The organism is Mitsuaria sp. TWR114, from assembly GCF_007997345.1.
The window spans coordinates 20,983-45,558 of the sequence record NZ_VOSR01000005.1 but is presented as its reverse complement, the minus strand read 5'-3'; the positions used below and the strand labels follow the sequence as shown (position 1 = coordinate 45,558).

Genomic DNA, 24,576 nt, shown 5'->3' with positions numbered 1-24,576 from the left:
GCCATGCTGTTGAGCATTCAAGACCTGAAGGTCGCCTTCCGCATGGGCAGGACCGGCGGCGTGATGCAGCGCCAGCTGGCCGTCAAGGGCGTGAGCTTCGACATCCCCGAGAACCGCACCGTCGCGCTGGTGGGCGAGTCCGGCTCCGGCAAGAGCGTGACGGCAATGTCCATCCTCAACCTGCTGCCCGACAACGCCGAGCGCAGCGGCGCGATCCTGTTCCAGGGGCGCGACCTGCTCAAGACCTCGCTGCGGGAGCTGCAGTCGGTGCGCGGGCGCGAGATCGCCTGCGTGTTCCAGGACCCGATGAGCTCGCTGAACCCGGTGTTCCCGGTCGCGGACCAGATCATGGAGCCGCTGATCAAGCACCTGGGCATGAGCCGGCGCCAGGCGCTGGTGCGCGCCGAGGAGCTGCTCAACGAGGTCGGCATCCCCGACCCGAAGCGGCGGCTCAAGAGCTACCCGCACGAGATGTCCGGCGGCCAGCAGCAGCGCGTGATGATCGCCGTGGCGCTGGCCTGCAATCCCAAGCTGCTGATCGCCGACGAGCCCACCACCGCGCTGGACGTGACCATCCAGCGCCAGGTGATGGAGCTGATGGCCAGGCTCAAGGACACGCACAAGATGAGCATGCTGTTCATCTCGCACGACCTGGGCGTGGTGGGCGAGATCGCCGACCAGGTCGTGGTCATGCGCCATGGCGAGGTCCGCGAGCAGGCACCGGTGGCCGACATCTTCCACAACCCCCAGGACGCCTACACGAAGGCGCTGCTGGCCTGCCGGCCTTCGCTGACGGAGAACCCGGCGCGGCTGATGGTCATCGACGACCACATCGCCGGGCGTTCGGCGCAGGGCGCGGGCAAGGCCAAGGATCCGGCGGCGCCGGTGATCCTGGAGGTCAAGGGGCTGCGCAAGAGCTTCTTCTTCAAGTCGGGCCTGTTCGGCAAGACCGAGTTCAAGGCCGTCAAGGGCGTGGACTTCCAGCTGCGCAAGGGCCACACGCTGGGCGTGGTGGGCGAGTCGGGCTCCGGCAAGACCACGATGGGCCTGACCCTGCTGCGCCTGCACGAACCCACCGGCGGCGAGGTGCTCTTCGAGGGCCGGGACCTGCTGAAGATGACGGGCCCGGACTGGCAGAAGATGCGCCGCCGGATCCAGGTGGTGTTCCAGAACCCGTATGCGTCGCTGAACCCGCGCTTCACCATCTCGCAGACGCTGCTGGAGCCGATGGAGATCCACGGCATCGGCGCCAGCCACGAGGAGCGCTTGGCCACCGCCAGCGCGCTGCTGCGCAAGGTCGGCCTGGACGAGAGCGCGCTGCACAAGTACCCGCACGAGTTCTCCGGCGGCCAGCGCCAGCGCATCGCGATCGCGCGCTGCCTGACGCTCAAGCCGGAGGTGCTGGTGCTGGACGAGGCGGTGTCGGCGCTGGACGTGTCGGTCCAGGCCCAGGTGCTGAACCTGCTCAAGGACCTGCAGGACGAGTTCGGCCTGAGCTACATCTTCATCAGCCACGACCTGGCGGTGGTGAAGTTCATCTCCGACGAGGTGCTGGTGATGCAGCACGGCGACGTGGTCGAGCAGAACGACGCCCGCGCGCTGCTCCTGGCGCCGAAGCAGGAGTACACGAAGCGCCTGCTGGGCGCCGTGCCGCGCGGCTATCAGGGCGCGGAGCCCGCCGCCAGCGTGGCCTGAGCCCACCCGGCGCCGACCGGACGGGGAACGCCGCCCCGCCCCCTGCACCATTCCTGCACCAAAAGGGAACTTTGCACAATCGCGAAGTCCAGGTCCCTCGCTCGCGCGGGGGACCTCCTGCTCCCCCACGAAGCGGTGGCTAGAATGGCCAGCAAGTTTTGTGCCGTCAGGATCCCCCCATGTCGCTTCGTCGCCCCTTGCTGTTGTCGAGCGCGCTCGCGCTGGCCCTCGCCGCGCCTTGGGCGCAGGCCTCCAAGGACGACCGCACGAAGCCGCTGAACCTGGTTTTCGACCGCGAAGGCGCGATCGACAAGGTGCGCCAGCGGTCCGAGTTCAACGGCAACGTGATCATGACCAAGGGCTCCATGGAGCTGCGCGCCGAGCGCATGGACGTCCAGGAGACCAGCGACGGCTACTACCAGGCCTACGCCAACGGCACCTCCGCCAAGCAGGTCCACTTCCGCCAGGACCGTGACACCCCGGGCGAGCGCATCGAGGGCCGCGCCGACCAGATCGAATACGACACCCGCACCGAGACCATCCGCCTGGTCGGCAACGCCGAGGCGCGGGTGATGCAGGGCGACCAGCTCAAGCAGGCGCTGTCCGGCGCCACGCTGAACTACGACAACCGCACCGAGCGCCTGGTCGTCGAGACCGGCGCCGCCTCGCCGCATCCCAGCGGCCGCGGTCGCGTCGTGCTGATGCCGCGCAATGCCGCGAGCGAACCGCCGCCCGCCAGCAGCGCCCCGCTGCCGCTGCGTCCCAGCATCAACCTGACGCCCCGCCAGTCGCCCCAGCAATGACCCAAGCCCGCACGAACACCTCCCGGAGCCGCCTGCAGGCCTGGGGGCTGCAGAAGTCTTACGGCGTCAGGAAGGTGGTCAAGGACGTCCACCTCGACCTGCACAGCGGCGAGGTCATCGGCCTGCTGGGCCCCAACGGCGCCGGCAAGACGACCAGCTTCTACATGATCGTCGGCCTGGTCCGCGCCGATGCCGGCGAGATCCAGATCGACGGCCGCCCGGTGCAGACCCTGCCCATCCACCAGCGCTCGCGCATGGGGCTGAGCTACCTGCCGCAGGAAGCGTCGATCTTCCGCAAGCTCAATGTCGAGGAGAACATCCGCGCCGTGCTCGAGCTGCAGCTCGACGACAAGGGCAAGGCCTGGTCGTCCGCGCGCATCGACGCGGAGCTGGACAAGCTGCTCAACGAGCTCTCGATCGAGAAGCTGCGCGACACGCCCGCGCCGGCGCTGTCCGGCGGCGAGCGCCGCCGCGTCGAGATCGCCCGCGCGCTGGCCACGCAGCCGCGCTTCATCCTGCTGGACGAGCCCTTCGCCGGCGTGGACCCGATCGCGGTGCTGGAGATCCAGCGGATCATCCGCTTCCTCAAGCAGCGCGGCATCGGCGTGCTGATCACCGACCACAACGTGCGCGAGACGCTGGGCATCTGCGATCGCGCCTACATCATCAGCGAGGGGGCGGTGCTCGCCGAAGGCACGCCCCAGCACATCGTCGAGCACCAGGACGTGCGCAGGGTCTACCTCGGCGAACACTTCAAGATGTAGGGCCGGAGCCGGACATGAGGCCGACGCTACAGGTTCGCCTGTCCCAGCATCTCGCGCTGACGCCTCAGCTGCAGCAGTCCATCCGTCTGCTGCAGCTGTCGACGCTGGAGCTCCACCAGGAGGTGGAGCAGATGCTCGCCAGCAATCCGCTGCTGGAGACCGACGAGGAATTCGACGCCCCGCTGCCCACCGCCACGCAGGAGCGTCTGACCGAGCGCGAGGAACGCGAGGAACGCGTCGCGCAGACCGAGTCCGAGGCGCCGCCCGGCGACGCGCCCGCGGGGGAGGAGATGCGCGCCGAGGAATTCGGCACCACCGAGCGCGACGACTGGGAGAACGGCACCGAGGGCGACGACTTTGACGGCATCCGCGAGACGCCGGGCAGCGCGGCCTCGTCCTCGGGCGACGACGACGAGCGGCCCGAGACGGAGGCGCCGTCGGAATCGCTGCAGGACGTGCTGCGGGCGCAGATCCCCGGCATGAACCTGAGCGCGGTGGACCGCGCGGCGTTGCTGGCGCTGATCGAATCGCTGAACGAGGACGGCTACCTCGAGGATCCGCTCGAGGAGCTGGTCGCCGCGGTCCTGGGCGAGGAGGCCGACGCGGAGCAGCGCGAGGAGTTGCTGGACCGCTTCAAGGTGGCGCTCAAGTGGCTGCAGTCGATGGAGCCGTCCGGCGTCGGCGCGCGCGATCTGTCCGAATGCCTGGAGCTGCAGCTGCGCACGCTGCCGCGCTCGCCGGAGCAGGCGCTGGCGGTCGTCGTCTGCCGCCGCCATCTGGACCTGCTGGCCAAGCGCGACTGGCGCCGGCTGATGTCGCTGACCGGCGCCGACGAGGAACTGCTGCGCGACGCGCAATCGCTGATCGCCGGCCTGGAGCCCAAGCCCGGCCGCCGCTACGCACAGAGCGACAACCGGCCGGTCATCCCGGACGTGATCGTGCAGAAGGCCGGCCGCAACTTCCGCGTCTCGATCAATCCGGACGTGCTGCCCAAGCTGCGCATCAACGAGCTGTACGCGCAGGCGCTGCGCGCCACGCGCGGCGGCGTCAGCAATTCGCCGCTGGGCGGGCAGCTGCAGGAGGCGCGCTGGTTCATCAAGAACATCCAGCAGCGCTTCGACACCATCCAGCGCGTCAGCGAGGCGATCGTCGAACGCCAGCGCGGCTTCTTCACCCATGGCGAGCTGGCGATGAAGCCACTGGTGCTGCGGGAGATCGCCGATGAACTCGGGCTGCATGAGTCGACCATCTCGCGCGTCACGACGGCCAAGTACATGGCCACGCCCTGGGGCACCTTCGAGCTGAAGTACTTCTTCGGCTCCAGCCTGTCGACCGAGGCGGGCGGGAATGCCTCGAGCACGGCGGTGCGGGCGCTGATCAAGCAGTTCATCGCCGCCGAGGACGCCACCAGCCCGCTGTCGGACAGCCAGCTCTCGACGATGCTCGGCGAGCAGGGCATCACCGTGGCGCGCCGCACCGTCGCCAAGTACCGCGAGGCGCTCAAGCTCGCGCCAGCCAACCTGCGCAAGGCGCGCTGAGCGCCAACCCCGCGTCGCGGGGCAGCAGCCCCGATCGCCTGTCGGTGGGACAATCCGCCGCTTGATCCCCGGGCGCTGCGGCGCCCGCTTCCTCACGCCGCCCCACGATGTCCGATTCCGCCTACCACCTGTTCCTGCCCTGCGCCGCCGGCGTCGAAGACTGGCTGGAGGCGGAGGTCCGCGACATCCTCGGCCCGGACGAATGCCTGGACGGGCCCAAGGCCTTCCGCGGCGGCGTGGGCCTGTACGGCACGCTGGCCGCGGTGATGCGGCTGAACCTGCACAGCCGGCTCGCGCAGCGGGTGCTGATCGAAGTGGCCCGCGAGGAATACCGCCACGAGGACGACATCTACGCCATCGCGCGCACCGTCGACTGGACGCGCTGGATCACCCCGCGCCAGACGCTGCGGGTGGACACGACGGCGCAGCGCTCGCCGCTGCACAGCCTGAACTTCGCGACGCTGCGGGTGAAGGACGCCGTCTGCGACGTGCTGCGCGAGGCCAGCGGCGAGCGCCCCAGCGTCGACACGCGCTGGCCGGACCTGCCGCTGCAGCTGCACCTCACGGAATACCTGGCGACGGTCTACGTCGACAGCTCCGGCGAATCGCTGTTCAAGCGCGGCTGGCGCGAGGACAAGGGCGATGCGCCGCTGAAGGAGACGCTGGCCGCGGCGATGCTGGCCGCGGCGGGCTGGAAGGGCACGCGCGAGGCGGGCGGCGCGCTGAGCGATCCGTGCTGCGGCTCGGGCACCATCCCGGTCGAGGCGGCGACCATCGCCTGCAACATCGCGCCGGGCATCCAGCGCCGCTTCGCCTTCGAGAAGCTCGCGCCGTTCCAGCCGCTGCTGCCGGCCTGGCGCGCGATGAAGGAGCAGGCGCGCGCCGCGGAGCATCCGCCCGAGGTCCCGATCTTCGCCAGCGACGTGTCGTTCCGGATGGTCGACTTCGCGCGCCGCAATGCCGAGCGCGCGGGCGTGGCGCAATACATCCAGTTCAACGGCGGCGATGCGCTGGAGCGTCCCGCGCCCAAGCTGCCGGCGGACATACCCGGCACGCTGATGCTGAACCCGCCGTATGGCGAGCGGATCGAGGTCCGCGGCAAGGCCGGTGCGCACCGGATGGACGGTGGCGCGCTGTCCGAGGAACGCGACGCTGGGGACGACTTCTTCCCGCGCCTGTCCGCGCACTGGAAGCGCGCCTACACGCAGCACGAGGCGGGATGGACGGCCTGGCTGCTGTGTCCGGAGATGAAGCTGCCGAGCAAGATGCGGCTGAAGGAGTCACGCCGCATCCCGATGTGGAACGGCCCGATCGAATGCCGGCTGTTCAAGTTCGACCTGGTGGCCGGCTCGGCGCGCCGGCAAAACGCCGGGACCACTGACTCCGACGAATAACTTCGCCGGGCGGGGGCCTCCTTGTTGGGGATGCGGTCACCCCCTACGATGCGATTTCTTTCCGACGGAAGGACCGAGATGATTCACGCCGAACTTGGACCCGACCTGGAGGCCATCGTGCTGGATCTGATCGAGAGCGGAAAGTATTCGTCGCGCACGCAGGTGCTGCGCGACAGCGAGGAGTTGAAGGACTGGCGGGAGGCGCAACTGCGCGCCTTCGATGCCTCGGTTGACCGAGCCGTCGCGGACATCAAGGCCGGGAAGGGCATCCCTCTGGATGAGGCCTTCGAGACTTTGCGTGCAGAGTTCCCTCTGCTGAGGCATCGCGACGAATGAAGGTCTGCCTCCAGCCGGAGGCATTGGACGACCTGCGCGACGGCGCGCGACACCGCCCGGCTACTGCGCGCCTTTGAATAGTCGAGACCGTTGACATGAACGACATCCCGTACGCGCCCCGACAGCAAGCGGAACGCTATCAGGCATTCCGCGAACTGCTGGACCGTCGCTTGGCGACACCATCGTCGGAGTACATCCCGGTGGACGAGGCCTTTGAGCAGCTCTACCGCGAATTGGGAATCGAAGCGCTAGAGGACGCTTCAGGATCCGCTGAGGGATAGCCAACCCAGCACCGCCAGCGGCGCCGTATCCGCCCGCAGGATCCGAGGACCCAGCTTCGCGGCGCTGAAGCCTCGCGCGCGGGCCGATTGCTCCTCGGCCTCGCTGAGGCCGCCTTCGGGGCCGCTGAGGACCACGATGCGTCCCGCATCGCCCGCCTTCGACGCCAGCGCCGACAAGGGCTGCGCCGCCACCGGGCTCAGCAGCCAGCGCTGTTCATCGGCATCGTCGGGCAGCTCCGCCAGCCACTGCGCCAGCGTCTTCACCGCCGCCACCTGCAGCGGTTTCGACCGCCCGCATTGCTCGGCCGCCGCGATCGCGACGCCCTGCCAGTGCGCCCGCTTCTTCTCCGCCCGATCGCCCTGCAGCCGCAGCACCGAGCGCTCGCTCATCAGCGGTTGGATCGCCACCGCGCCCAGCTCGCAGGCCTTCTCGACGATGCCGTCCATGCGGTCGTTGGCCGGCATCACGACCGCCAGCGTCACCGAGCGCTTCATCTCGCGATCGACCGGCTGCCGGGACTTGAGCGCCACGCGGACCTCGCTGCGGCCCATCGCCGTCACCGCGGCGATCCACTCGTCCCCTCCGCCGTCGAACAAGGTGACCTCATCGCCGGGCTGCAACCGCAGCACCTGCACATGGCGCGCCGCGCCGGGCGGCAGCGCCAGTTCAGCCTCGAGCGCGAGCGCGCCCAGCGGCTGCTCGACAAACAACCTCGCCGCCAAGCCTCACCCCTTGAGCTTCTGCACCCAGGCGGCGAAGGCGGTCATGACCTTGCGCAGGAAGGCTTCCGTCTCCGGCTTGGCCAGGCTGCCATCGTCCTTGAACATCTCGTTCGCGCCGCCGAGGTAGACCTCCGGCGAGGGCAGCAGCGGCGCGTTCAGGCAGGCCAGCACCTGACGCAGGTGGTGATGGGCGCCGAAGCCGCCCAGCGCGCCCGGCGACAGCGTGATCACCGCCGACGGCTTGCCGTCGAAGGCGTTGTGGCCGTAGGGCCGCGAGCCCACGTCCAGCGCATTCTTCAGCGCGCCCGGGATCGAGCGGTTGTATTCGGGGCTGACGAACAGCACGGCGTCCGCCGCCTTGATGGCGTTACGGAATTCGACCCAGGGCGCCGGCGGCTCGGCCGCCTCGTCCTCGTTGTAGAAGGGCAGCTGGCCGATCTCGACGATCTCCAGCTTCAGCTCGGCCGGGGCCAGCTGCGCCAGCGCGAGGGCCAGCTTGCGGTTGAACGAAGCCTTGCGCAGGCTGCCGACGAGTACCGCGACGCGATAGGGCGAGGACATGGATGAGCTCCCAACAAAGGAAGGACCGCCCCAGGGCGGTCCGGTTCAGTTGAAGCCCAGTGTCGCACGCAGTTCGTGGGCCGCGGCGTCGCCCTTGGTGGCGCGCACGCGGTCGATGATGTCCAGCGCCAGCGTCTGCAGCTGGTTCATGTCGCTGCACTGCTCGACCTCGAGCGCCAGCTTGTAACCCTTGAGCAGCCCCTGCTGCTTGGCGAAGGTGCTCAGCGCGGTGTAGAGCTGCGCGTAGTCGAGCGACGAGGTCGGCACCCCGGCCAGGCGCGAGGGCGCCGGCCGCGACGGCGAGGCGCCGCTCATGCGCGAGGACGGCCCCGCGCCCATCGGCGTCGCGATCGACGCCGGCCCCATGGGCCGCGACAGCGGCGCGCCGGCGGTCGCCTTCACCAACTGGTGCTGGATCAGCAGTTCCAGGTCTGCCGGCGCGGCGCCCTGCACCATCGCCACCCAGTCGGCACCGGTCTTGCTGGCGTCGATCACCAGCAGCAGATTGCGGGCCACGCGCGCCTGCACCAGCGCGCGCGACTTGATTTCCGCTCTCCCGGCCTCGGTCTTTTCGTAACGTTCTTCGAGCACGGCCTTGCCTCCTCCACAGGAGGGCGAACTTTAGGCGGACATGGGCGGGTTTCGCCCGCGAGCATTCCCGAAAACTGCTACCGACTGCTACTTTTTGTCGCGCAATTCACGGCGCAACACCTTGCCCACCGGCGTCTTGGGCAGCTCGGTGCGGAATTCGATGATCCGCGGCCGCTTGTAGCCGGTCAGGTTGGCCTCGCAGAAGGCCTTCACGTCGGCTTCGGTCAGCGCCGGGTTGCGGCGCACGATCACGACCTTCACCGCCTCGCCCGCCTTCTCGTCGGGCACGCCCACGGCCGCGCATTCCAGCACGCCCGGCATCTGCGTCAGCACATCCTCGATCTCGTTGGGATAGACGTTGAAACCGCTGACCAGGATCATGTCCTTCTTGCGGTCGACGATGCGGAAGAAGCCGCGCTCGTCCACGGTGCCGATGTCGCCGGTGCGGAAGTAGCCGTCGGCGGTCATGACCTTGGCGGTCTCGTCCGGCCGCTGCCAGTAGCCGGCCATCACCTGCGGACCGCGGATCGCGATCTCGCCGGTGCCGCCGGGGGGCACCTCGTTGCCGTCATCGTCCAGCAGCGTCACCTCGGTGCCGGACAGCGGCAGGCCGATCGAGCCGGTGTAGGCGGTGCTGTCGGTCGGGTTGCAGCAGGCGACCGGCGAGGTCTCCGACAAGCCGTAGCCCTCGACGATCGGGCAGCCGGTCTTCTCGAGCCACAGTCGGGCGGTGGCCTGCTGCACGGCCATGCCGCCGCCCACCGAGATCACCAGCCCGCTCCAGTCCACCGTGTTGAACTGCGCATGGTTGGCCATCGCCATGAAGAGCGTGTTGACCGCCGGCAGGCTGTGGATCTTGTGGTGGCTCAGTTCCTTGAACACGGCCGGCAGGTCCCGCGGATTGGGGATCAGCACATTGCAGCCGCCCACCCGCATCGACAGCATCAGGTTGGTCGTGAATCCGAAGATGTGATACAGCGGCAGCGCGCAGACGCTCATCAGCTGCTCGTCGGCGGGTTTCTTCTTCAGCGCCGGCTGGTACCAGGCCTCGCACTGCAGCGTGTTGGCCACCAGGTTGCGATGCAGCAGCACCGCGCCCTTGGACACGCCGGTCGTGCCGCCGGTGTACTGCAGCACCGCGATGTCATTGGGGCCCACCGTCGGGCGCTTGTAGGTCTGGCCGCGGCCCTTGGCGACGGCGTCGTTGAAGCGCACCGCCGACGGCAGCTCGAAGGCCGGCACCAGCTTCTTGACCTTGCGCACCACGTAGTTGACGACCATGCCCTTGGCGAAGCCCAGCATGTCGCCCATCGCCGCCAGCACGATGTGCTTGGTGGGCACGCTCGCGAGCACCTGCTGTAGCGTGGCGGCGAAGTTCTCGATGATGACGATGGCCTTGGCGCCGGCATCCTTGAGCTGGTGCTCCAGCTCGCGCGGCGTGTACAGCGGATTGACGTTGACGACGACGAAGCCGGCCCGCAGCACGGCCGCGACGGCGACCGGGTACTGCGGCACGTTGGGCATCATGATCGCGATGCGGTCGCCCTTCTCCAGGCCCAGGCCCTGCAGGTACGCGGCCAGCGCGCGCGAGGCCTCGTCGATCTGCGCGAAGCTGATCGAGCGGCCCAGCATCTTGTAGGCGGCGCGCTCGGGAAACTGCTTGAACGCGGCCTCCATCAGCTCCACCAGCGAGGGATAGACATCCGCATCGATCTCGGCGGGCACCCCGGCCGGATAGTGCTTCAGCCAGTTCTTCTCCATTGTTCTGTCTCCAAGGTACGGCGCGGATTCTCGCTGATCGCCATGCGCCCCCCATCAGGGGATTCGATAGAGCGCACAAAGTGGAGAGATGACTCCAGAACGCACCGGGAACGACCGCGATCGGTGTCGATCGCGCGTTGACGTTCAGTCATCGGCGTGCAGCGGCAGGCGCAGCAGCAGCTCGGTGCCGCCCTCGACGGCGGCATCCTCGGGCGGGCGCCAGTCGATGGCGGCGCGGATCCGCTCGGCGCGACGGCGCATGCCGCGCAGGCCATTGCCCTGGCGCAGGTCGACGGCCATGCCACGGCCGTTGTCGACGATCGACAGCAGGACCTGTCCGCGGGCCGCGTCCACCCGCGTCGAGAACCGGACCCGCGTGGCCCCCGCGTGGTGAATGATGTTGCTCAGCGCCTCCTGCACGATCCGGATCAGCTCGCGGCCGCCGGTGCCGCGCAAGGTGGGCAGCAGCGGCACGTCGGTCAGCTGCCAGTCGAGCTCCAGGCCCGCGTCCTGCAGGCGCGGCGCCATCCGGTGCCGCAGGTTGGCCAGCAGCAGCGTCAGGTCGCCGTCGGTGACGGCCAGCGCATCGACGGTCAGGCGCATCTCGCGGATGCATTCGTCGAGCTGGCCCACCAGCGCCTGCGACGGCACGCCGCGCTCCGCGCACAGGCGCGCGGTCACGAGCTGCGAGCCCAGGCCATCGTGCATCTCCTGCAGCAGGCGCTCGCGCTCCTGTGCCGCGGAACGCTGCCGCTCGCTGTCCTGCAGGTCTTCCCAGCGGTCCTGCAGTTCGCGGGTGCGCGCGTCCAGCGCCTGCTTGAAGTCGGCCGCGCTGCGCGCGCCCGAGACCAGCACCGACTTGCCGGCCGGCAGCGGACCGCCGCCCAGCTCCTGCAGGTCCAGCACCAGCTGCTTGAAACCGGCCGCGTCCGAGCGACCCTTGAGCAGCGCGCCCCGCACCTGGGCCTGGGCGGCCAGGTCGGCATCGGACAGCAGGAAGGCCGGCACCTCGACCTTCATGTTGCCGGGCAGGGCCGCGGCCAGCAGACCCTTGAGCAGCCCCTCGTGCGCCACGTTCAGCAGCACCGGCTTGGCCGGGAAGGCCTCGGCCAGCGCCGCCAGCAGGGCCGACGCGTCGGGCGTGGCTTCAGGGCGAAGCGCGAACACGGTGACGCGTGTGGCTTCGATGTCGAAGGACTTGGAAACCAGGGGCGCGTAGCCCAGGGCCACTTGGCCCAGCACGGCGTGTGTCGAGTTCATGCAGATCGGCGCATCAGGAGTTGATGTACTGGAACAGCGACATGCGCTGCACCATCGAGTAGGTTTTCAGCGCCGCATCGTAGCCCGTCTGCTGGTTCTGGAAGTCGGAAATGCCCTGGGTCATGTCCAGGTCCTCTGCGGCAGATTGCTCAGCCTGGTTGTAAACCTTGAGCGTTTGCAGCCGCGACTCGGAACCGTCCAGGTTGTTCATCTGCTCGCCGACCTGGCTGCGCACGTTGGCCAGGTTGCCCATGACGGCATCCACGTCGCGCAGGTTCATCAGGTTGCTCTGCGTGATCTCGGGCGCGGTGCGGCCGGTGGTCTTGAGCGACTCGATGGTGCGGTCCAGCACCTCGAAGAGCTTGAGGTCGGCCGTCGACGGCTTGACGCTGAAGCTGTCGCCGTCGGACGGCGTGCCGGCGACCGTCATCGCCATGCCGTCGAACTTGATGGTGTTGCCGCCGCTGTAGTTGTCGCTGGCCACCGGCACGTGGCCCTGGCTCTCGTTGAAGACGGTGTAGGTCTGCGAGGGCGCGGTGCCGCTGATGACGATGCTGTAGCTGTCGCCGGTGACCAGCGCCGGGTCGGTGACGCGGCCCGAATCGATGTAGCCGGTGGACGCCTTGCCGGTCAGCACGTTGGGCGCGGGGCCGGTCTCGAAGCTGCCGTTGCCGCTGCGCGCCTGCTCCCAGGCGGCGCGGCCGTCCACGCTCAGCGGATAGTTCTCGAGGTTGCCGGTGGTGACGCTGCCCGAGATGCCCTCGAAGCCGACGCCGCCGCCGATGCGCGCGCCGTTGGCATCGCGCTGGACCGGGTTGTCCAGGAAGGGCACGCCGGAGGTGCCCTGGCCCGAGAACAGGTAGCCGCCCGCGCCGTCGGTGCGGTTGGCGATGGCCAGCAGCTGGTCGCGCAGGCCCTGGATCTTGGTCGCCAGGCCCTTGCGCTCGGGGTCGCTGTAGCTGGCGTTGCCGGCGGCGACCAGTGTCTCGCGGATCTGCTGCATCAGCTCGTTGGCGTCGCCCAGCGCGCTCTCGGCCAGCGTCATGCTGTTGCGGCTGGCCTCCAGCGCGCGCTGGCTGGCGTCGACCTGCCCGATCGAGGTGCGCGCGCGCTCGGCCCGCGCCGCGCCGGTGGGGTCATCGCTGGCCTTCTCGACGCGCTTGCCGCTGGTCAGGCGCTGCTGCGCCTCCTGCATCTCCTGCTGGCGGCGCTGCAGCGTCGCGATGCTGGCGTCGAACATGTTGTTGGTGGCGAGTCGCATGGCGGCGTCCTTCTGGAAACGGGTCGTGCGCCGCGTCAGCGGCCGACGACGCTCAGCAATTGGTCGAACAGGCTCTGCGCGGCCTGCAGCATCTTGGCGGCGGCCTGGTAGCCCTGCTGGAACTGCATCAGCTTGGCGGCTTCCTCGTCGAGGTTGACGCCGGCCTGGCTGGAACGGGTCTGCTCCGCCGCGGAGGCCACCGTGGTGGAGACCTGCGCCAGGTAGTCCGCGCCCTGCACCCGCGACCCGATGTCGGCGATCGCCGACGCATAGGCCTCGTTGACGGTCTGGCCGCGCGAGAGCTTGCCGTCGGCCTGCAGCTGCTTGCCCAGGAAGGGCTCGCTCTGCATCGCGACGAAGGCCTTGGCGTTGCCGTTGTTGGTCGAGACCACCTGGTCGGAAACCTGCAGGGCGATCTTGTCGCCCTCGCGCGGCACGCCGTTCAGGCTCAGCTCGAAGCCCAGGTCGACGCCCGCCGCCGGATCGTTGCCGATCTTGCCGCCGGCCTTCCAGGTGCCGCTGACCGAGGTGTTGTCCGACAGCGTGATCGTGTAGTTGATGCTGTTGTCGGCGTTGACGCTGCCGAACTGCACGGTCGCCGGCTGCTTGCTCTTGTCGAACTTGTCGTTGACCGCGTAGAGCGCGTCGACGGTGGCGGTGCCCTTGTTGTTGACGTCGGTGGTGGCGATGATCGGCGAGGCCGCGGCCAGGCCCGACGGATCGTCGAGCGAGCGCTTGAAGCTGGCCGCCGCGTTGGCCACCGGCTCCAGCAGGAAGCTGTCGCCCGGCTGCATCGTGCCGCTGGTCGACAGGCTGATGCCGTAGGCCGCCTTGATCTGGTCGTTGCTCATGATCGTGGGCTGGCCGCCGGGGCGCACCGCGATCTGGTAGCTGTCGGGCGTGCCGGTCGGGTCCGGCGTGACGGTGAACGAGAGCGCCGGCACCAGCGCGCCGTCGGTGACGGTGGCGCTGACGGTGGCGTCGCCGCGGTTGGTCGACGCCGGCCGCACCGCCGGATCGGCGATGGTGAACAGCGGTCCGCCGGCCTGCGCCTTCAGGTCCAGGCCCAGGCTCTGCTGCTCGTTGACGCGGGTGGCGACCGCGGTCGCCATCTGGCCCAGCAGGTTGCGGGCGTCCTGCAGGTGGGTGTTCTGGTAACGCAGCAGCGCCGTCAGCGAGCCGCCGGTCAGCGTGCTGTCGTCCAGCGCGCGGGTGCCGCTGGTGTCGCTGATGGACAGCTGCGCGCGCGCGCCGTCGTAAGGGTCGGGCGTGACCGAGAGCTGCTGCGCCTGGCCGCCCAGCACCAGCACCTGGCCGCCACCGATGAACACGCCCATCGTGCCGTCGCGGGCGTTGGGCACGGTGCTGACCTGCACGTACTGGCTGAGCTGCGAGATCAGCTGATCGCGCTTGTCCAGCAGGTCGTTGGGCGTGTGGCTGTTGCCGGAGGCGCGCGCGATCTGGTCGTTGGCTGCGGCGATCTGCTTGGCCAGCTCGTTGACCTGCTTGACGTCGGCGTTCATGTCGCTGACGACGCCGGCCTGCAGGTCGGCCAGCTGCTGGCCGGCGCTCTGGAAACGGGAGGCCAGCGCCTGCGCCTTGCCCAGCACGACCTGGCGGGCCGAGGGGTCGGACGGGCGGCTGGCCACGTCGACCAGCGCGTTCAGGAAATCATTGGCCGACTGCCCCAGGCCGTCCGCGCCGGTGGGGAAGAGCTTCTCCAGCTGCCCGAGCTGCGCCTGCATGGTCGTGTCGGCGAAGGCCTGCGACTTGGCCGCCGCCGCCTCGCGGGTCAGAAACTCGTTGTGCGAGCGGGTGACCGTCTGCACGTTCACGCCCTTGCCGAAGTAGCCTGCGCCGGTGAACTGGCCTTCGGGCGTGGTCAGCACCACTTCCTGGCGCGAGTAGCCGGCGGTGTTCGCGTTGGCGATGTTCTGGCCGATGGTCTGCAACGCCGCCTGGTTGGCGAACATCGCGCGCATGCCCAGCGACAGCAGCGGGGAGGTACTCATCTCGGGCTCCTCGTTCCTTGGTCCTCAGCGGCGCGCGATCAGGCCAGCGCGCGCTGCACGCGCATCGTGGTGTTGATGGTGCGCGCCAGCTTGGTCGCGTAGTCGGGGTCGGTGGCGTAGCCGGCCTTCTGCAGGCCCTTGGCGAAACCCTCGGCGCTGCCGGTGTTGGCCTTGGCCACGACATCGCGGTAGCGGTCGTTGTTGCCGATCAGGCGGGCATAGTCCTTGAAGGCCTCTTCATAGCTGCCGTAGGCGCGGAACTTGGCCGTCACCTTCATCGGCTTGCCGTCGACGTACTCGGTGGTCTGCACCTCGGCGACCTTGCCGGTCCAGTTGGCGCCGGCCTTGATGCCGAAGACGTTGAAGCTGCTCGAGCCGTCCTTGTTCAGGATCTCGCGCTTGCCCCAGCCGGACTCGTGCGCCGCCTGGGCGATCATGAAGCTCGCCGGGATGCCGGTGGACGCCTGCGCGGCCTTGGCGGCGCGTCGTGCTTGAGGATGAAGTCCTGCACATGCGGCTGCACGTTCTTGACCGCCAGCTGCGGCAGCTGCTGGACCTTGGTCGCGCCCTTGGCCGTGGGCAGCTCGCCGTCCTTGACGCCGAGCTGGCGCTGCAGGTGGCGCTCGATCGCCTGCGACAGGCCGCCGGGCAGCCCGGTCATCTTGGCGGCGTACTGCTGGTCCAGCATCTCGCCGCCCATCTGGGTCGCCGAGTTGTCCATCATGCCGCTGCTCATCGTGGCCTGGCGCATGCTCTTCATGACCTCCTGCATGAAGAGGGCCTCGAACTGGCGCGCGGTCTCCTTGACCGCGGCCTTGGGGTCGCGCGACGCGGTGGACTTGAGCTGCTCGACGGAGCGGGTGTCCGAGGACAGCCCGTTGGTGGCGAAGTTCGCGCCCATGCCCAGGGCGTTGCTCAGCGGGGTGGAGAGCGCCATGTCAGATCACCTCCAGCTCGGCGTTCAGCGCGCCGGCCGTCTTCATCGCCTGGAGGATCGCCAGCAGGTCCTGCGGCGTGGCGCCCAGCGTGTTCAGCGCCTTGACGACGTCGTTCAGCCGCGCGCCCGCGGGCAGCTGGATCAGCGAGCCGGGGTCCTGCTTGATGGAGATGTCGGTCTTTTGCGTGACCGTGGTCTGGCCGCCCGAGAGCGCATTGGGCTGGCTGACCTGCGGCGTGCTGGAGATGGTCACCGCCAGGTTGCCGTGCGCGACCGCGCAGGGCTGCAGCGTGACCGCCTGGTTCATGACGACCGAGCCGGTGCGGGCGTTGATCACGATGCGCGCGGCCGGGGTCTCCTGGTCGAAGCTCAGGTTCTCCATGTCGGCCAGGAAGGCGACGCGGGCGTCCGGCGTCAGCGGCGCGCGCACCTTGACGACGCGGCCATCCAGCGCCATCGCCGTGCCTTCGCCCTTGGCCTTGTTGATGGCCTTGGCGACGGCGCGCGCGGTGCCGAAGTCGGAGCTGTTCAGGTCCAGCTGCAGCCATTCGTTCTGCTGCAGCGGCGTGGGCACGCTGCGCTCGACCAGCGCGCCGCCGGGGATGCGGCCGGCGCTCAGGTGGTTGATCTGGACCTTGGAGCCGCCCGCCGAGGCGCCGGCGCCGCCCACGATCAGGTTGCCCTGGGCGATCGCGTAGACCTGGCCGTCGGCGCCGCGCAGCGGCGTGGCGATCAGCGTGCCGCCGCGCAGGCTCTTGGCATTGCCCATGGACGACACGACGACGTCCAGCGGCTGGCCGGGCTGGGCGAACGGGGGGAGCTGGGTGGTGATCATCACGCCGCGACGTTGCGCGGCTGCATGGTCACGCCGGGCGGCAGCAGCACGCCGAACTGCTGCAGCATCGCCGTCATGCTCTGGCCGGTGAAGGGGGCCTGGGTGGTCTGGTCGCCGGTGCCGTCCAGGCCCACCACCAGGCCGTAGCCGGTCAGCGGGTTGGAGCGCACGCCCTGGACCGCGGCGACCTCCTTGATGCGCGTCGCCTCGGCGGGCGTCGCGATCGCGAGCAGCGCCATCAGCGCGAGCAGGCCGGAGGCCAGCAGGCGGGGGGAGCGGGACAGGAAGCGGGGGAAGGCGGTGGTGGGGTACATCTCGGTCACACGGTAGCCAGACTCGTGTGACCGATTGTGGGGAAACTTAAATGGGCGAAAGGTTCAAGAAGAAGCGGGATAGCCAGCCAATTCCATGCGCGTCGGCGACGGCGCCGCGGCCGCGCTGCTCGACCCGGACATTGGCGATCGCGGTCGAGGCGACCGTGTTGCCCTGGCGGATCGATTGCGGGTCGACCTGGCCGTAGAAGCGCAGCACGTCGACGTTGCTGTTGACCCCGACCTGCTTTTCGCCCGAGATCAGCAGGTGCCCATTGGGCAAGACCCCGGTGACGACGGCGGTGATGGTGCCGGAGAAGTCGTTGGTGTTCTCGTTGGTGCCCTTGCCGGTGCTCTTGTTGGACGAGGAGCCGGTCAGCTCGGCCCGGCCGCCGCCGAAGGAATTGGCCGCGATGCCGGGGATGGCGCTGACGCTGGCGCCGATGGCGCCGTTCTTGTCCAGTTCGCTGCTCGACTTCTGCGTGGCACTGACGCGCTCGACGATCTGCACGGTGACGATGTCGCCGACCAGGCGGGCGCGGTGATCCTCGAACAGCGGGCGGTAGTTGGCGTTCTGGTAGATCGCGCCGTTGTTGGCCGAGGCCGGGATCGGCTCGGGCATCTTCACCACCGGCGCGGGCTGCATGTCCACGCGCGGCTGCGGGTACATGGTGGAGCAGGCGGTGAGGGCGAGCGCCGCGGCGGCCACCAGGCTCAATCGGATCGAGGACAGGAACGAAGGCATGACAACTCCTTGAATCGCGCACGGGAAGGCGGACCTTCGCATCGTCGCCCGGGCGCTCACCGCCCGGTCCGCCGAAGAAGGGCCCCGCGACCGGTCAGATCTGCGACAGCTTCTGGAGCATCTGGTCGGTGGTCTGGATCGCCTTGGAATTCATCTCGTAGGCGCGCTGGGTCTGGATCATCTGCACCAGTTCCTCGACCACGTTCACGTTCGAGGTCTCGACGAAGCCCTGCTGCACCGTGCCCAGGCTGTTCTGGCCGGGGGCGCCGGTCTGCGGCGTGCCCGAGGCGACGCTCTCGGCGTACAGGTTGCCGCCCAGCGATTCCAGCCCCGGCGGGTTGATGAAGTTGGCCAGCTGCAACTGGCCTAGCGTCGTCGGCGTGGCGCTGGCCGCGGTGGTGACGCTGACCGTGCCGTCGGCGCCGATCGAGATCGACTTGGCGTCGGCCGGCACGATGATGCCGGGCAGCACCGTGTTGCCGTTGTTGGTGACGATCTGGCCGTTGGGATCGAGCTGGAAGCTGCCGTCCCGGGTGTAGGCGGTGGTGCCGTCGGGCATCTGCACCTGGAAGAAGCCGTTGCCCTTGACCGCCACGTCCAGCGAGTTGGACGTCTGCGTCAGGCTGCCCTGCGAGTGGCTGCGCGAGGTCGCCACCGCGCGGGCCCCCAGGCCGACCTGCATGCCGGTGGGCAGCGTGGTCTGCTCGGTGTTGTTGGCGCCGGGCTGACGCAGCGTCTGGTACATCAGGTCCTCGAAGACGGCGTGCGACTTCTTGTAGCCATTGGTCGAGACGTTGGCCAGGTTGTGGGAAATGACGTCCAGCTGGGTCTGCTGGGCTTCCATGCCGGTCTTGGCGGTCCAGAGCGAACGAAGCATCGGGGACTCCTGATTCCTGTGCGGGGCGGGCGGATCCGTTCAGCGAACGGGTCAGCTGTCGGACAGCAGCTTGGACGCTGCCTGGCCGTGGGTCTGGGCGATCGAGAGCATCTTCATCTGCTGCTCGAACTGGCGGGCGGCGGCGATCATGCCGACCATGGTCTCGACCGGGCTCACGTTGGAGCCCTCGAGCGCGCCCGACTGCAGCCGGGCATTGGGATCGGCGGGCAGCGGGTCGCCGCCGTCGGCGATGAACAGGCCGTCATCGCGGCGGGTGAAGCGCCCGTCCTCGGTGACCAGCTTGATGCGGCCGATGTTGACCGGCCGCTGGCCGTCGGACTTGGCCACCACGGTGCCGTCGTCGCCGATGGAGATCGTCGAGTTGGGCGGGACGGTGATCGGGCCGCCGTCGCCCAGCACCTGCAGGCCGTTGCGCAGGCGCAGCACGCCGTCCTGGTCCACGTCCATCGAGCCGGCGCGGGTGTAGGCCTCGGTGCCGTCCAGCGCCTGCACCGCCATCCAGGAGCGGCCCTTCATCGCGACGTCCAGGTTGCGGTCGGTCGTGGTGATCGGGCCGGCGCTCAGGTCGTGGCCGGTGGTGGTCTCCAGCGCGAAGGCGCGGGTGGAGGCGCCGTCGCCGCGGATGGGCACCGCGCGGAACGCCTGCAGCTCGGCCCGGAAGCCGTTGCTGTTGGCGTTGGCGAGGTTGTTGGAGAGCACGTCCTGGCGCGACATCGCCGCCTGGGCGCCGCTCATCGACAGGTAGATCATGCGGTCCATCGGAACTCCTCAGCGATCGGCGGTGGGGTCGGGCGCGCCGGGATCAGCGCAGGTTGACCAGCGTCTGCAGGACCTGGTCCTGCGTCTTGATGGTCTGCGAGTTGGCCTGGTAGACGCGCTGCGCGGTCATCATGTTCACCAGCTCGGAGGTCAGGTCGACGTTGGATTCCTCCAGCGCGCCGGGGGTCAGCGAGCCCAGGTTGCCGTCGCCGGGAACGCCCACCACCGGGTCGCCCGACGAATTGGTGCGCGCCCAGACATTGCCGCCCAGCGGCTGCAGGCCCTGCGGGTTGCGGAAGTTGGCCAGTTCGACCTGGCCGGCCGGCTTGGATTCACCGTTCGAGTAGCGGGCGGTGACGATGCCGTTGTCTTCCAGCTTGATGCCGACCAGCTGGCCCGGCGCGTAGCCGTCCTGGGTGAGGTCGGTGACCGCGAAGTTGGAGCCGTTCTCGGTGGCCGAACGCAGGTCGAAGCTGATGCCCTGCACCGACGGGTCGGACGGGTCGGCCGGCGGCGCCGGGATCGGCAGCGTCGGGGCGCCCTGGGCGTTCACGCCGGCGGGGATCTTCAGGTTGAGGAACTCGCTCGGGCCGGGCGAGACCGGCTTGCCGCCGGTGGGCAGGAAGGTCATCTGCGTGAACGGCGTCAGCGGATTGCCGCCGGGCTGACCGTTGTCGGTGTCGATCGGGTTGCCCTGGGCGTCGTACTGGATCGCGCTGCCGTTGGCGGTCAGGTACACGTTCCAGACGGTGTTGCCGTTGGCGTCGGCGTTGTTGGCGCGCTGGAAGTACATCGTCAGCGCGGTCGGCTGGCCCTTGGCGTCGTACACCGTCATCGAGGTGGCGTTGTTGTACGTCGTCGGGTCGTTCAGCGTGATGCCGGTCTTGTCGATCTTGGGCGAGTTGGGGTCGGCCGGGTCGGTCAGGTCGTAGGCGGCGGTCGGGCCGGCGCGGGAGTCCAGGTTGAACTCCATCTTGATGTCGCTGGTCACCTTGGGGTCGATGCCGCCGGTAGGCAGCTTCAGGCCCTGCGCCAGGCCCGGCTGGATCACGCCGTTGGCGTCGGCGGGATACCCCATCAGCTTGAGCTGGTCGTTGTTGACGATGTTGCCTTCCTTGTCGACCTTGAACTGGCCGTTGCGGGTGTACACCGTCGGGCTCTTGCCGTCGGACACCTGGAAGAAGCCGGCGCCGTTGATCGCCAGGTCCATCGGGTTCTCGGTGATCGAGATGTTGCCCTGCGTGAACTGCTGGGCCACCGTCTGGAGCTGCACGCCGATGCCCACGTCGCTGGTGCCGGCGCCGTTGAGCGAGGCGGCGTACATGTCGGCGAACTCGGCCCGCGACGACTTGGCGCCGTAGGTCTGCGAGTTGGCGATGTTGTTGCCGATGACTTCCAGGTTCTTGCTGGAAGCGTTCAGTCCGGAGAGGCCTTGTTGGAAGCTCATGGGGGTGTCCTTGGGCGATTCAGGCGGGTGATGCGGGTGTGCGGGAAGGGCGGGCCGGGGGATGCTGGGATCAGCCCAGCGCGCGGACCTTGTCGTAGTCGACCAGGCCGGAGTTCTTCAGTTCGAGCTGCAGGGTGGAGCCGCTCGTGTTGACGGCGCGCACCGTGTCGCGCATCAGGGTGGTGGCGGTGACGGCGGTGCCGCCGCTGCTGGCGGTGACGCGGTAGCTCAGGCCGGTGGTCTCGGCGGCCTTGGACGCGTCCCAGGTGTAGGACTGCATGCCGCTCTTCATCTTGCCCAGGTCCTGGGTCGAGATCACCGCGCCGGCGCCGTTGAGCACCTCCAGCTTGACGCTGTCGGCGGCGCTGCCCAGGTCGAAGTTCAGCGTGGCCTTGCCGTCGGCGACGGTGACCTTGTCGCCGGGCACGGTGACCTCGCGGCCGACCAGGCTGACGCTCTGCAGCGCCTGCATCTGGCCGAACTGGCTGGCCAGGCCCTGGATGCTCGAGTTCAGCGTGCTGACGCCGGTCACGGTCTGGATCTGCGCCATCTGCGTGGTGACCGCGGCGTTGTCCATCGGGTTCATCGGATCCTGGTTCTGCAGCTGGGCGACCAGCAGCTTCAGGAAGCGGTCCGAGGTTTCCTGCGCGCTGGTGCCGGTGGGGCTGCTGGCGCCCGTGTTCGACGCGGCGCCGGTCTTGGTGTTGGCGTTCAGGGCGGTGAAGTCCATGGGAGGCTTTCCGTGCGGGAGGTCAGGCGGGGCTCAGGCCGGCGGGCGCTCAGCCCTGGCCCATCTGCAGGGTCTTGAGCAGCAGCGACTTGGCGGTGCCCATGACCTCGAGGTTGTTCTGGTACGAGCGCGAGGCCGAGATCATGTTGACCATCTCCTCGACGCTGTTGACGTTGCTGTAGGTGACGTAGCCGTCGGCGTCGGCCAGCTGGTGGCTGGGATCGTGGACGCGGCGGCCGGGGGTCTGGTTCTCCTGGACGCCCACCACCTGCACGCCGACGTCGGTCTGGTCCATGCCGTTCTGGGCCAGCACGCTCTGGAAGACGACCTGGCGTGCCTTGTACGCCTGGCCGTCCGGACCGGCGACGGTGTCGGCATTGGCCATGTTGCTGGCCACCGCGTTCAGGCGCTGGCTCTGCGCGCTGACGGCGCTGCCGCTGATGTGGAAGATGTTGAACATCGACATGACGATCTCCTGTCCTGCGCGATCAGGCGGCGTTCGGCGACTTCATCGCGTCCAGCATCGTGCGGATGCTGCCGTTGAGGAAGCGCAGCGATGCTTCGTACTTGACGGTGTTGTCGGCGAAGCTGGCACGCTCCCGGTCCATGTCGACGGTGTTGCTGTCCATGCTGGTCATGGCGCTCAAACTGCTCTGCAGCGCGTTCTGGGTGCGCTGGGTCAGGGTCTGGTTGGAGTTCGCGGTCGTGGCGGGGGAGGTGGCCTCGCGCAGCGCCTTCGCAAAATCCATGTCCTTGGACTGGTAGCCCGGGGTGTCGGCGTTGGCGATGTTGCTGGCGAGCAGGCGCTGACGCTCCGCCCGCAGGGTCAGCGCCTGGGCCTGGAAGTTCATCGCATCGGACAGTCGGTTCAGCATGGTCATCTCCTTCGGGACGGGGCGGGTGGCGTCGGGACGCGGCCCCGGTTTGTCACGTTCGGGCATTGTGGGCAGCGGGTCCGAAAACATGAGCGCGATAAGACGGGTGATCCCGGCCCATTTCGAAGCCACCGGCGCGCCCCGGATCCGTACAGTTCCGTCCCATGCCGCAACCCTGCACCTCCTCTCACGCCCGCCACGCGCAGGCGCTGCCCGCCCTGCTGGCGGGGGCGCTGATGTCCGTGTGGCTGATGTTCGGACTGGTGGACGAGGCGGACGCCCAGACGCCGGGCGCGCCGCGCCTGCAGCTGACGATGGCGCAGCAAGGGGGCGCCGCGGCGCAGGCCGCTGCTTCCAACGGCTCCAATGGCGAACCTTCCGCGCTGGGCGCGCTCGACGCGACGCTGGAGGACCGCCTGCAGACCCTGGCCATGGCCGGCGCCCGCCAGGTCGCGCCCAACCAGGCCCGGGTCGAGGTGGAACTCGGCCGGCTGGACCCGCGCCTGCGCCTGGCGCCGTGCGCGCAGATCCAGCCCTATTTGCCGCCGGCACCCGGATGTGGGGGCGCACCCGCCTGGGCCTGCGCTGCCTGGCCGGGGTCACCAAGTGGAATGTGACGCTGCCGCTGACCATCAAGGTCTACGGCCAGGCCTTCGTCGCCGCCGCCGACCTGCCGGCCGGGACCCTGCTGACTCAAGAACAGCTGCGGCTGGCCGAAGTCGACATTGCCGGCGAAGCTGGCGCCATCTATACACAAGCGGAAGGCTGGCTCGTCGCCAACTGGCCCGGCCGTCGCGGCCGGCGAGGCGCTGCGGTCGGCCGACCTCAAACTGCGCCAATGGGTGCAGCCGGGCGACCGGGTGCAGGTCATGGCGACCGGCAACGGCTACGCGGTCGCGGGCGAAGGCCAGGCGATGGGCGTGGGCCTGGAAGGCCAGGATGTCCGTGTACGCTTCGACAATGGCCGCATGGTCACCGCGCGTACCGTGGGTGAACGCAAGGTGGAGGTGGTACTGTGACGCCCTTCACCGAGCGATCTGTCGATTTTGTGAAGCTCGCCCCTCAAGTTCCGCCCAGACGGGTCGAAATACCCGGTACTGGAAGGGGTCCGGAAGTCCTCGGGCCCATGGAGATTTGCCATGAAGATCGGTAACAACGCTGACCTGAACGCCTACTCGAAAGTGGGCGGGACCACCACCGGGACCCCCGAGGCCGGTGCGGCCAAGGCTGGAAAGGCCGGAACGGCCGCGTCCGGCGAGGGGTCCAAGGTCGAGCTGTCGAGCGCCGCGAGCAGCCTGATCGCGGGCGCCCCCGACGACGGCAGCTTCGACGCGGAAAAGGTCGCACGCATTGCCAGCGCGATCGAGAAGGGCGAGTTCAAAATCAACGCCGATGCGATCGCCGACAAGCTGATCGCCAACGCGGCCGAGATGCTGGGCCGCACGCAGCCTTCGCACTGATTCGCTCAATCGTAAAAAGCTGAGCTGAAGCGACCAAAGACCAAGCTTTTCCGGTGATGCCATGACCGCCACGCCTTTGAACTCGACCCCCGTCGACCTGGAGCAGCCGCTGCAGGACGTCGAAAGCTGCCTCAACCTGCTGGGCGAGGCGCTGCATCGACGTGACTCCCAGGCGATCGAGTTGCACGCGGCGTCGCTGCATGCGGCCCTGGCTCGCGCCATCGAACAGTTCAGCGCCGCCGCTCGAACCGGCACGGTGCCGGCAGGCCTGCGGACCCGCTTGATGCAGGCAGGCGGCCGCGTCGCCGCCCAGCGCGAGTCGCTGGCCCGCGCCACCGCGGCGCTGGACCGCGCCATCGACGTGCTGATGCCCGGGGAACCGAGCGGGCTGTACGGCGCGTCCGGGAAGAACGAGCGCAAGTCGGCCTTGGGTGGGGCGATCCAGGCCTGAATTTCAGAGCTTCGGATGAAGAAGGCCACGCGGATGCGTGGCCTTTTTGCGTTTGGAAGCGCCGGTGGCGTTTGGGGAGCGCCCGTGGCGTCCGGGCGACCGCCCACCTGCATCGACCGGGGCGTTGGCCGCCGAGGCATGGGGCCCC

25 protein-coding genes and 3 pseudogenes are annotated in these 24,576 nt (G+C 68.9%); 12 read left to right on the top strand and 16 right to left on the bottom strand.

The annotated features are described in order from the left end of the window. The first annotated feature begins 3 nt into the window (after positions 1 to 3). The 7 genes from FUT87_RS00490 to FUT87_RS00460 all read left to right on the top strand — a co-directional run bounded on the left by FUT87_RS00490 (position 4) and on the right by FUT87_RS00460 (position 6,811). Complete coding sequence (locus tag FUT87_RS00490) at positions 4 to 1,695, top strand: ABC transporter ATP-binding protein (protein ID WP_147239724.1); 1,692 nt, start codon at positions 4 to 6, stop codon at positions 1,693 to 1,695. Between the two features lie 179 nt (positions 1,696 to 1,874). Further along, on the top strand, positions 1,875 to 2,498 hold the full coding sequence (lptA, locus tag FUT87_RS00485; RefSeq protein WP_091730510.1) for a lipopolysaccharide transport periplasmic protein LptA: 624 nt from the start codon (positions 1,875 to 1,877) through the stop codon (positions 2,496 to 2,498). Further along, positions 2,495 to 3,262 (top strand): LPS export ABC transporter ATP-binding protein, encoded by a 768-nt coding sequence (lptB, locus tag FUT87_RS00480; RefSeq protein WP_091730505.1) that lies wholly within the window; start codon positions 2,495 to 2,497, stop codon positions 3,260 to 3,262. The genes lptA and lptB overlap by 4 nt, the downstream gene beginning before the upstream one ends. A gap of 14 nt (positions 3,263 to 3,276) precedes the next feature. Next, positions 3,277 to 4,800, top strand: a complete 1,524-nt coding sequence (locus tag FUT87_RS00475) for an RNA polymerase factor sigma-54 (protein WP_147239723.1) — start codon at positions 3,277 to 3,279, stop codon at positions 4,798 to 4,800. 107 nt (positions 4,801 to 4,907) lie between these two features. Then, positions 4,908 to 6,194 (top strand): class I SAM-dependent RNA methyltransferase, encoded by a 1,287-nt coding sequence (locus tag FUT87_RS00470; RefSeq protein ID WP_147239722.1) that lies wholly within the window; start codon positions 4,908 to 4,910, stop codon positions 6,192 to 6,194. Positions 6,195 to 6,272: 78 nt separating this feature from the next. Beyond that, positions 6,273 to 6,530, top strand: a complete 258-nt coding sequence (locus tag FUT87_RS00465) for a hypothetical protein (protein ID WP_091730495.1) — start codon at positions 6,273 to 6,275, stop codon at positions 6,528 to 6,530. A gap of 95 nt (positions 6,531 to 6,625) precedes the next feature. Continuing rightward, positions 6,626 to 6,811: a hypothetical protein gene (locus tag FUT87_RS00460; protein WP_147239721.1), complete on the top strand. Its 186-nt coding sequence runs from the start codon at positions 6,626 to 6,628 to the stop codon at positions 6,809 to 6,811. Here the strand turns inward: FUT87_RS00460 and FUT87_RS00455 are convergent. The 16 genes and pseudogenes from FUT87_RS00455 to flgB form a co-directional block, all read right to left on the bottom strand. Then, positions 6,791 to 7,534: a 16S rRNA (uracil(1498)-N(3))-methyltransferase gene (locus FUT87_RS00455; protein ID WP_147239720.1), complete on the bottom strand. Its 744-nt coding sequence runs from the start codon at positions 7,532 to 7,534 to the stop codon at positions 6,791 to 6,793. The two genes, FUT87_RS00460 and FUT87_RS00455, sit on opposite strands and share 21 nt — an antisense overlap. 3 nt (positions 7,535 to 7,537) lie before the next feature. Then, positions 7,538 to 8,095 (bottom strand): NADPH-dependent FMN reductase, encoded by a 558-nt coding sequence (locus FUT87_RS00450; RefSeq protein WP_147239719.1) that lies wholly within the window; start codon positions 8,093 to 8,095, stop codon positions 7,538 to 7,540. Between the two features lie 45 nt (positions 8,096 to 8,140). Further along, a complete protein-coding gene (locus tag FUT87_RS00445; RefSeq protein ID WP_091730484.1) occupies positions 8,141 to 8,686 on the bottom strand; it encodes a hypothetical protein in 546 nt (181 codons plus the stop codon). Positions 8,687 to 8,773: 87 nt separating this feature from the next. Continuing rightward, positions 8,774 to 10,447: a long-chain-fatty-acid--CoA ligase gene (locus FUT87_RS00440; protein WP_147239718.1), complete on the bottom strand. Its 1,674-nt coding sequence runs from the start codon at positions 10,445 to 10,447 to the stop codon at positions 8,774 to 8,776. Between the two features lie 144 nt (positions 10,448 to 10,591). Further along, positions 10,592 to 11,689 (bottom strand): sensor histidine kinase, encoded by a 1,098-nt coding sequence (locus FUT87_RS00435; RefSeq protein WP_186830287.1) that lies wholly within the window; start codon positions 11,687 to 11,689, stop codon positions 10,592 to 10,594. Between the two features lie 31 nt (positions 11,690 to 11,720). Beyond that, positions 11,721 to 12,968: a flagellar hook-associated protein FlgL gene (flgL, locus tag FUT87_RS00430; protein ID WP_091722479.1), complete on the bottom strand. Its 1,248-nt coding sequence runs from the start codon at positions 12,966 to 12,968 to the stop codon at positions 11,721 to 11,723. A gap of 35 nt (positions 12,969 to 13,003) precedes the next feature. Further along, positions 13,004 to 14,980 (bottom strand): flagellar hook-associated protein FlgK, encoded by a 1,977-nt coding sequence (gene flgK, locus FUT87_RS00425; RefSeq protein WP_147239716.1) that lies wholly within the window; start codon positions 14,978 to 14,980, stop codon positions 13,004 to 13,006. Between the two features lie 38 nt (positions 14,981 to 15,018). Then, positions 15,019 to 15,576: pseudogene (gene flgJ / locus FUT87_RS00420) on the bottom strand (flagellar assembly peptidoglycan hydrolase FlgJ); the annotation flags it as partial. Positions 15,577 to 15,918: 342 nt separating this feature from the next. Continuing rightward, positions 15,919 to 17,066, bottom strand: a pseudogene (locus tag FUT87_RS00410) (flagellar basal body P-ring protein FlgI). Positions 17,067 to 17,112: 46 nt separating this feature from the next. Then, positions 17,113 to 17,808 (bottom strand): flagellar basal body L-ring protein FlgH, encoded by a 696-nt coding sequence (locus FUT87_RS00405; protein WP_091722496.1) that lies wholly within the window; start codon positions 17,806 to 17,808, stop codon positions 17,113 to 17,115. Positions 17,809 to 17,902: 94 nt separating this feature from the next. Then, on the bottom strand, positions 17,903 to 18,685 hold the full coding sequence (gene flgG, locus FUT87_RS00400) for a flagellar basal-body rod protein FlgG (protein WP_091722501.1): 783 nt from the start codon (positions 18,683 to 18,685) through the stop codon (positions 17,903 to 17,905). A gap of 51 nt (positions 18,686 to 18,736) precedes the next feature. Beyond that, positions 18,737 to 19,465, bottom strand: a complete 729-nt coding sequence (gene flgF, locus FUT87_RS00395) for a flagellar basal-body rod protein FlgF (protein WP_091722504.1) — start codon at positions 19,463 to 19,465, stop codon at positions 18,737 to 18,739. Positions 19,466 to 19,508: 43 nt separating this feature from the next. After that, the gene (gene flgE, locus FUT87_RS00390; protein WP_091722507.1) at positions 19,509 to 20,912 is read right to left on the bottom strand and encodes a flagellar hook protein FlgE; all 1,404 of its coding nucleotides are present in this window, start codon (positions 20,910 to 20,912) and stop codon (positions 19,509 to 19,511) included. 70 nt (positions 20,913 to 20,982) lie between these two features. Next, positions 20,983 to 21,642 carry a flagellar hook assembly protein FlgD gene (locus tag FUT87_RS00385; protein ID WP_091722510.1) on the bottom strand — a complete coding sequence of 220 codons (660 nt, stop codon included), beginning with the start codon at positions 21,640 to 21,642 and terminating at the stop codon, positions 20,983 to 20,985. A gap of 49 nt (positions 21,643 to 21,691) precedes the next feature. Then, the gene (flgC, locus tag FUT87_RS00380) at positions 21,692 to 22,108 is read right to left on the bottom strand and encodes a flagellar basal body rod protein FlgC (RefSeq protein ID WP_091722515.1); all 417 of its coding nucleotides are present in this window, start codon (positions 22,106 to 22,108) and stop codon (positions 21,692 to 21,694) included. Between the two features lie 22 nt (positions 22,109 to 22,130). Continuing rightward, positions 22,131 to 22,517, bottom strand: a complete 387-nt coding sequence (gene flgB / locus FUT87_RS00375; protein WP_091722518.1) for a flagellar basal body rod protein FlgB — start codon at positions 22,515 to 22,517, stop codon at positions 22,131 to 22,133. Between the two features lie 164 nt (positions 22,518 to 22,681). Between flgB and FUT87_RS28225 the strand changes: the two genes are divergently transcribed. The 5 genes and pseudogenes from FUT87_RS28225 to FUT87_RS00355 all read left to right on the top strand — a co-directional run bounded on the left by FUT87_RS28225 (position 22,682) and on the right by FUT87_RS00355 (position 24,428). Continuing rightward, on the top strand, positions 22,682 to 23,134 hold the full coding sequence (locus FUT87_RS28225) for a hypothetical protein (RefSeq protein WP_186830286.1): 453 nt from the start codon (positions 22,682 to 22,684) through the stop codon (positions 23,132 to 23,134). Further along, positions 23,074 to 23,235 (top strand): annotated as a pseudogene (locus FUT87_RS31510) (flagellar biosynthesis protein FlgA); the annotation flags it as partial. The gene FUT87_RS28225 and the pseudogene FUT87_RS31510, both read left to right, overlap by 61 nt. A 7-nt stretch (positions 23,236 to 23,242) precedes the next feature. Beyond that, the gene (locus FUT87_RS00365) at positions 23,243 to 23,536 is read left to right on the top strand and encodes a flagella basal body P-ring formation protein FlgA (RefSeq protein ID WP_147239713.1); all 294 of its coding nucleotides are present in this window, start codon (positions 23,243 to 23,245) and stop codon (positions 23,534 to 23,536) included. A 120-nt stretch (positions 23,537 to 23,656) separates the two neighbouring features. Further along, positions 23,657 to 23,977, top strand: coding sequence for a flagellar biosynthesis anti-sigma factor FlgM (gene flgM / locus FUT87_RS00360; protein ID WP_091722525.1), 321 nt, complete (start codon positions 23,657 to 23,659; stop codon positions 23,975 to 23,977). Between the two features lie 61 nt (positions 23,978 to 24,038). Continuing rightward, entirely contained in the window at positions 24,039 to 24,428 is a 390-nt protein-coding gene (locus FUT87_RS00355) for a hypothetical protein (RefSeq protein ID WP_091722530.1), read from the top strand. Positions 24,429 to 24,576 lie beyond the last annotated feature (148 nt).

Excerpts from the sequence above, each read along its gene's own strand:
- FUT87_RS28225 (WP_186830286.1), top strand. The coding sequence starts at position 22,682 with ATGCCGCAACCCTGCACCTCCTCTCACGCCCGCCACGCGCAGGCGCTG.
- lptB (WP_091730505.1), top strand. The coding sequence starts at position 2,495 with ATGACCCAAGCCCGCACGAACACCTCCCGGAGCCGCCTGCAGGCCTGG.
- FUT87_RS00475 (WP_147239723.1), top strand. The coding sequence starts at position 3,277 with ATGAGGCCGACGCTACAGGTTCGCCTGTCCCAGCATCTCGCGCTGACG.
- lptA (WP_091730510.1), top strand. The coding sequence starts at position 1,875 with ATGTCGCTTCGTCGCCCCTTGCTGTTGTCGAGCGCGCTCGCGCTGGCC.
- flgL (WP_091722479.1), bottom strand. The coding sequence starts at position 12,968 with ATGCGACTCGCCACCAACAACATGTTCGACGCCAGCATCGCGACGCTG.
- flgF (WP_091722504.1), bottom strand. The coding sequence starts at position 19,465 with ATGGACCGCATGATCTACCTGTCGATGAGCGGCGCCCAGGCGGCGATG.
- flgE (WP_091722507.1), bottom strand. The coding sequence starts at position 20,912 with ATGAGCTTCCAACAAGGCCTCTCCGGACTGAACGCTTCCAGCAAGAAC.
- FUT87_RS00440 (WP_147239718.1), bottom strand. The coding sequence starts at position 10,447 with ATGGAGAAGAACTGGCTGAAGCACTATCCGGCCGGGGTGCCCGCCGAG.
- FUT87_RS00470 (WP_147239722.1), top strand. The coding sequence starts at position 4,908 with ATGTCCGATTCCGCCTACCACCTGTTCCTGCCCTGCGCCGCCGGCGTC.
- FUT87_RS00465 (WP_091730495.1), top strand. The coding sequence starts at position 6,273 with ATGATTCACGCCGAACTTGGACCCGACCTGGAGGCCATCGTGCTGGAT.
- FUT87_RS00490 (WP_147239724.1), top strand. The coding sequence starts at position 4 with ATGCTGTTGAGCATTCAAGACCTGAAGGTCGCCTTCCGCATGGGCAGG.
- FUT87_RS00460 (WP_147239721.1), top strand. The coding sequence starts at position 6,626 with ATGAACGACATCCCGTACGCGCCCCGACAGCAAGCGGAACGCTATCAG.
- flgG (WP_091722501.1), bottom strand. The coding sequence starts at position 18,685 with ATGCTTCGTTCGCTCTGGACCGCCAAGACCGGCATGGAAGCCCAGCAG.
- flgM (WP_091722525.1), top strand. The coding sequence starts at position 23,657 with ATGAAGATCGGTAACAACGCTGACCTGAACGCCTACTCGAAAGTGGGC.
- flgB (WP_091722518.1), bottom strand. The coding sequence starts at position 22,517 with ATGCTGAACCGACTGTCCGATGCGATGAACTTCCAGGCCCAGGCGCTG.
- flgC (WP_091722515.1), bottom strand. The coding sequence starts at position 22,108 with ATGTCGATGTTCAACATCTTCCACATCAGCGGCAGCGCCGTCAGCGCG.
- FUT87_RS00450 (WP_147239719.1), bottom strand. The coding sequence starts at position 8,095 with ATGTCCTCGCCCTATCGCGTCGCGGTACTCGTCGGCAGCCTGCGCAAG.
- FUT87_RS00405 (WP_091722496.1), bottom strand. The coding sequence starts at position 17,808 with ATGCCTTCGTTCCTGTCCTCGATCCGATTGAGCCTGGTGGCCGCCGCG.
- FUT87_RS00355 (WP_091722530.1), top strand. The coding sequence starts at position 24,039 with ATGACCGCCACGCCTTTGAACTCGACCCCCGTCGACCTGGAGCAGCCG.
- FUT87_RS00385 (WP_091722510.1), bottom strand. The coding sequence starts at position 21,642 with ATGGACTTCACCGCCCTGAACGCCAACACCAAGACCGGCGCCGCGTCG.
- flgK (WP_147239716.1), bottom strand. The coding sequence starts at position 14,980 with ATGAGTACCTCCCCGCTGCTGTCGCTGGGCATGCGCGCGATGTTCGCC.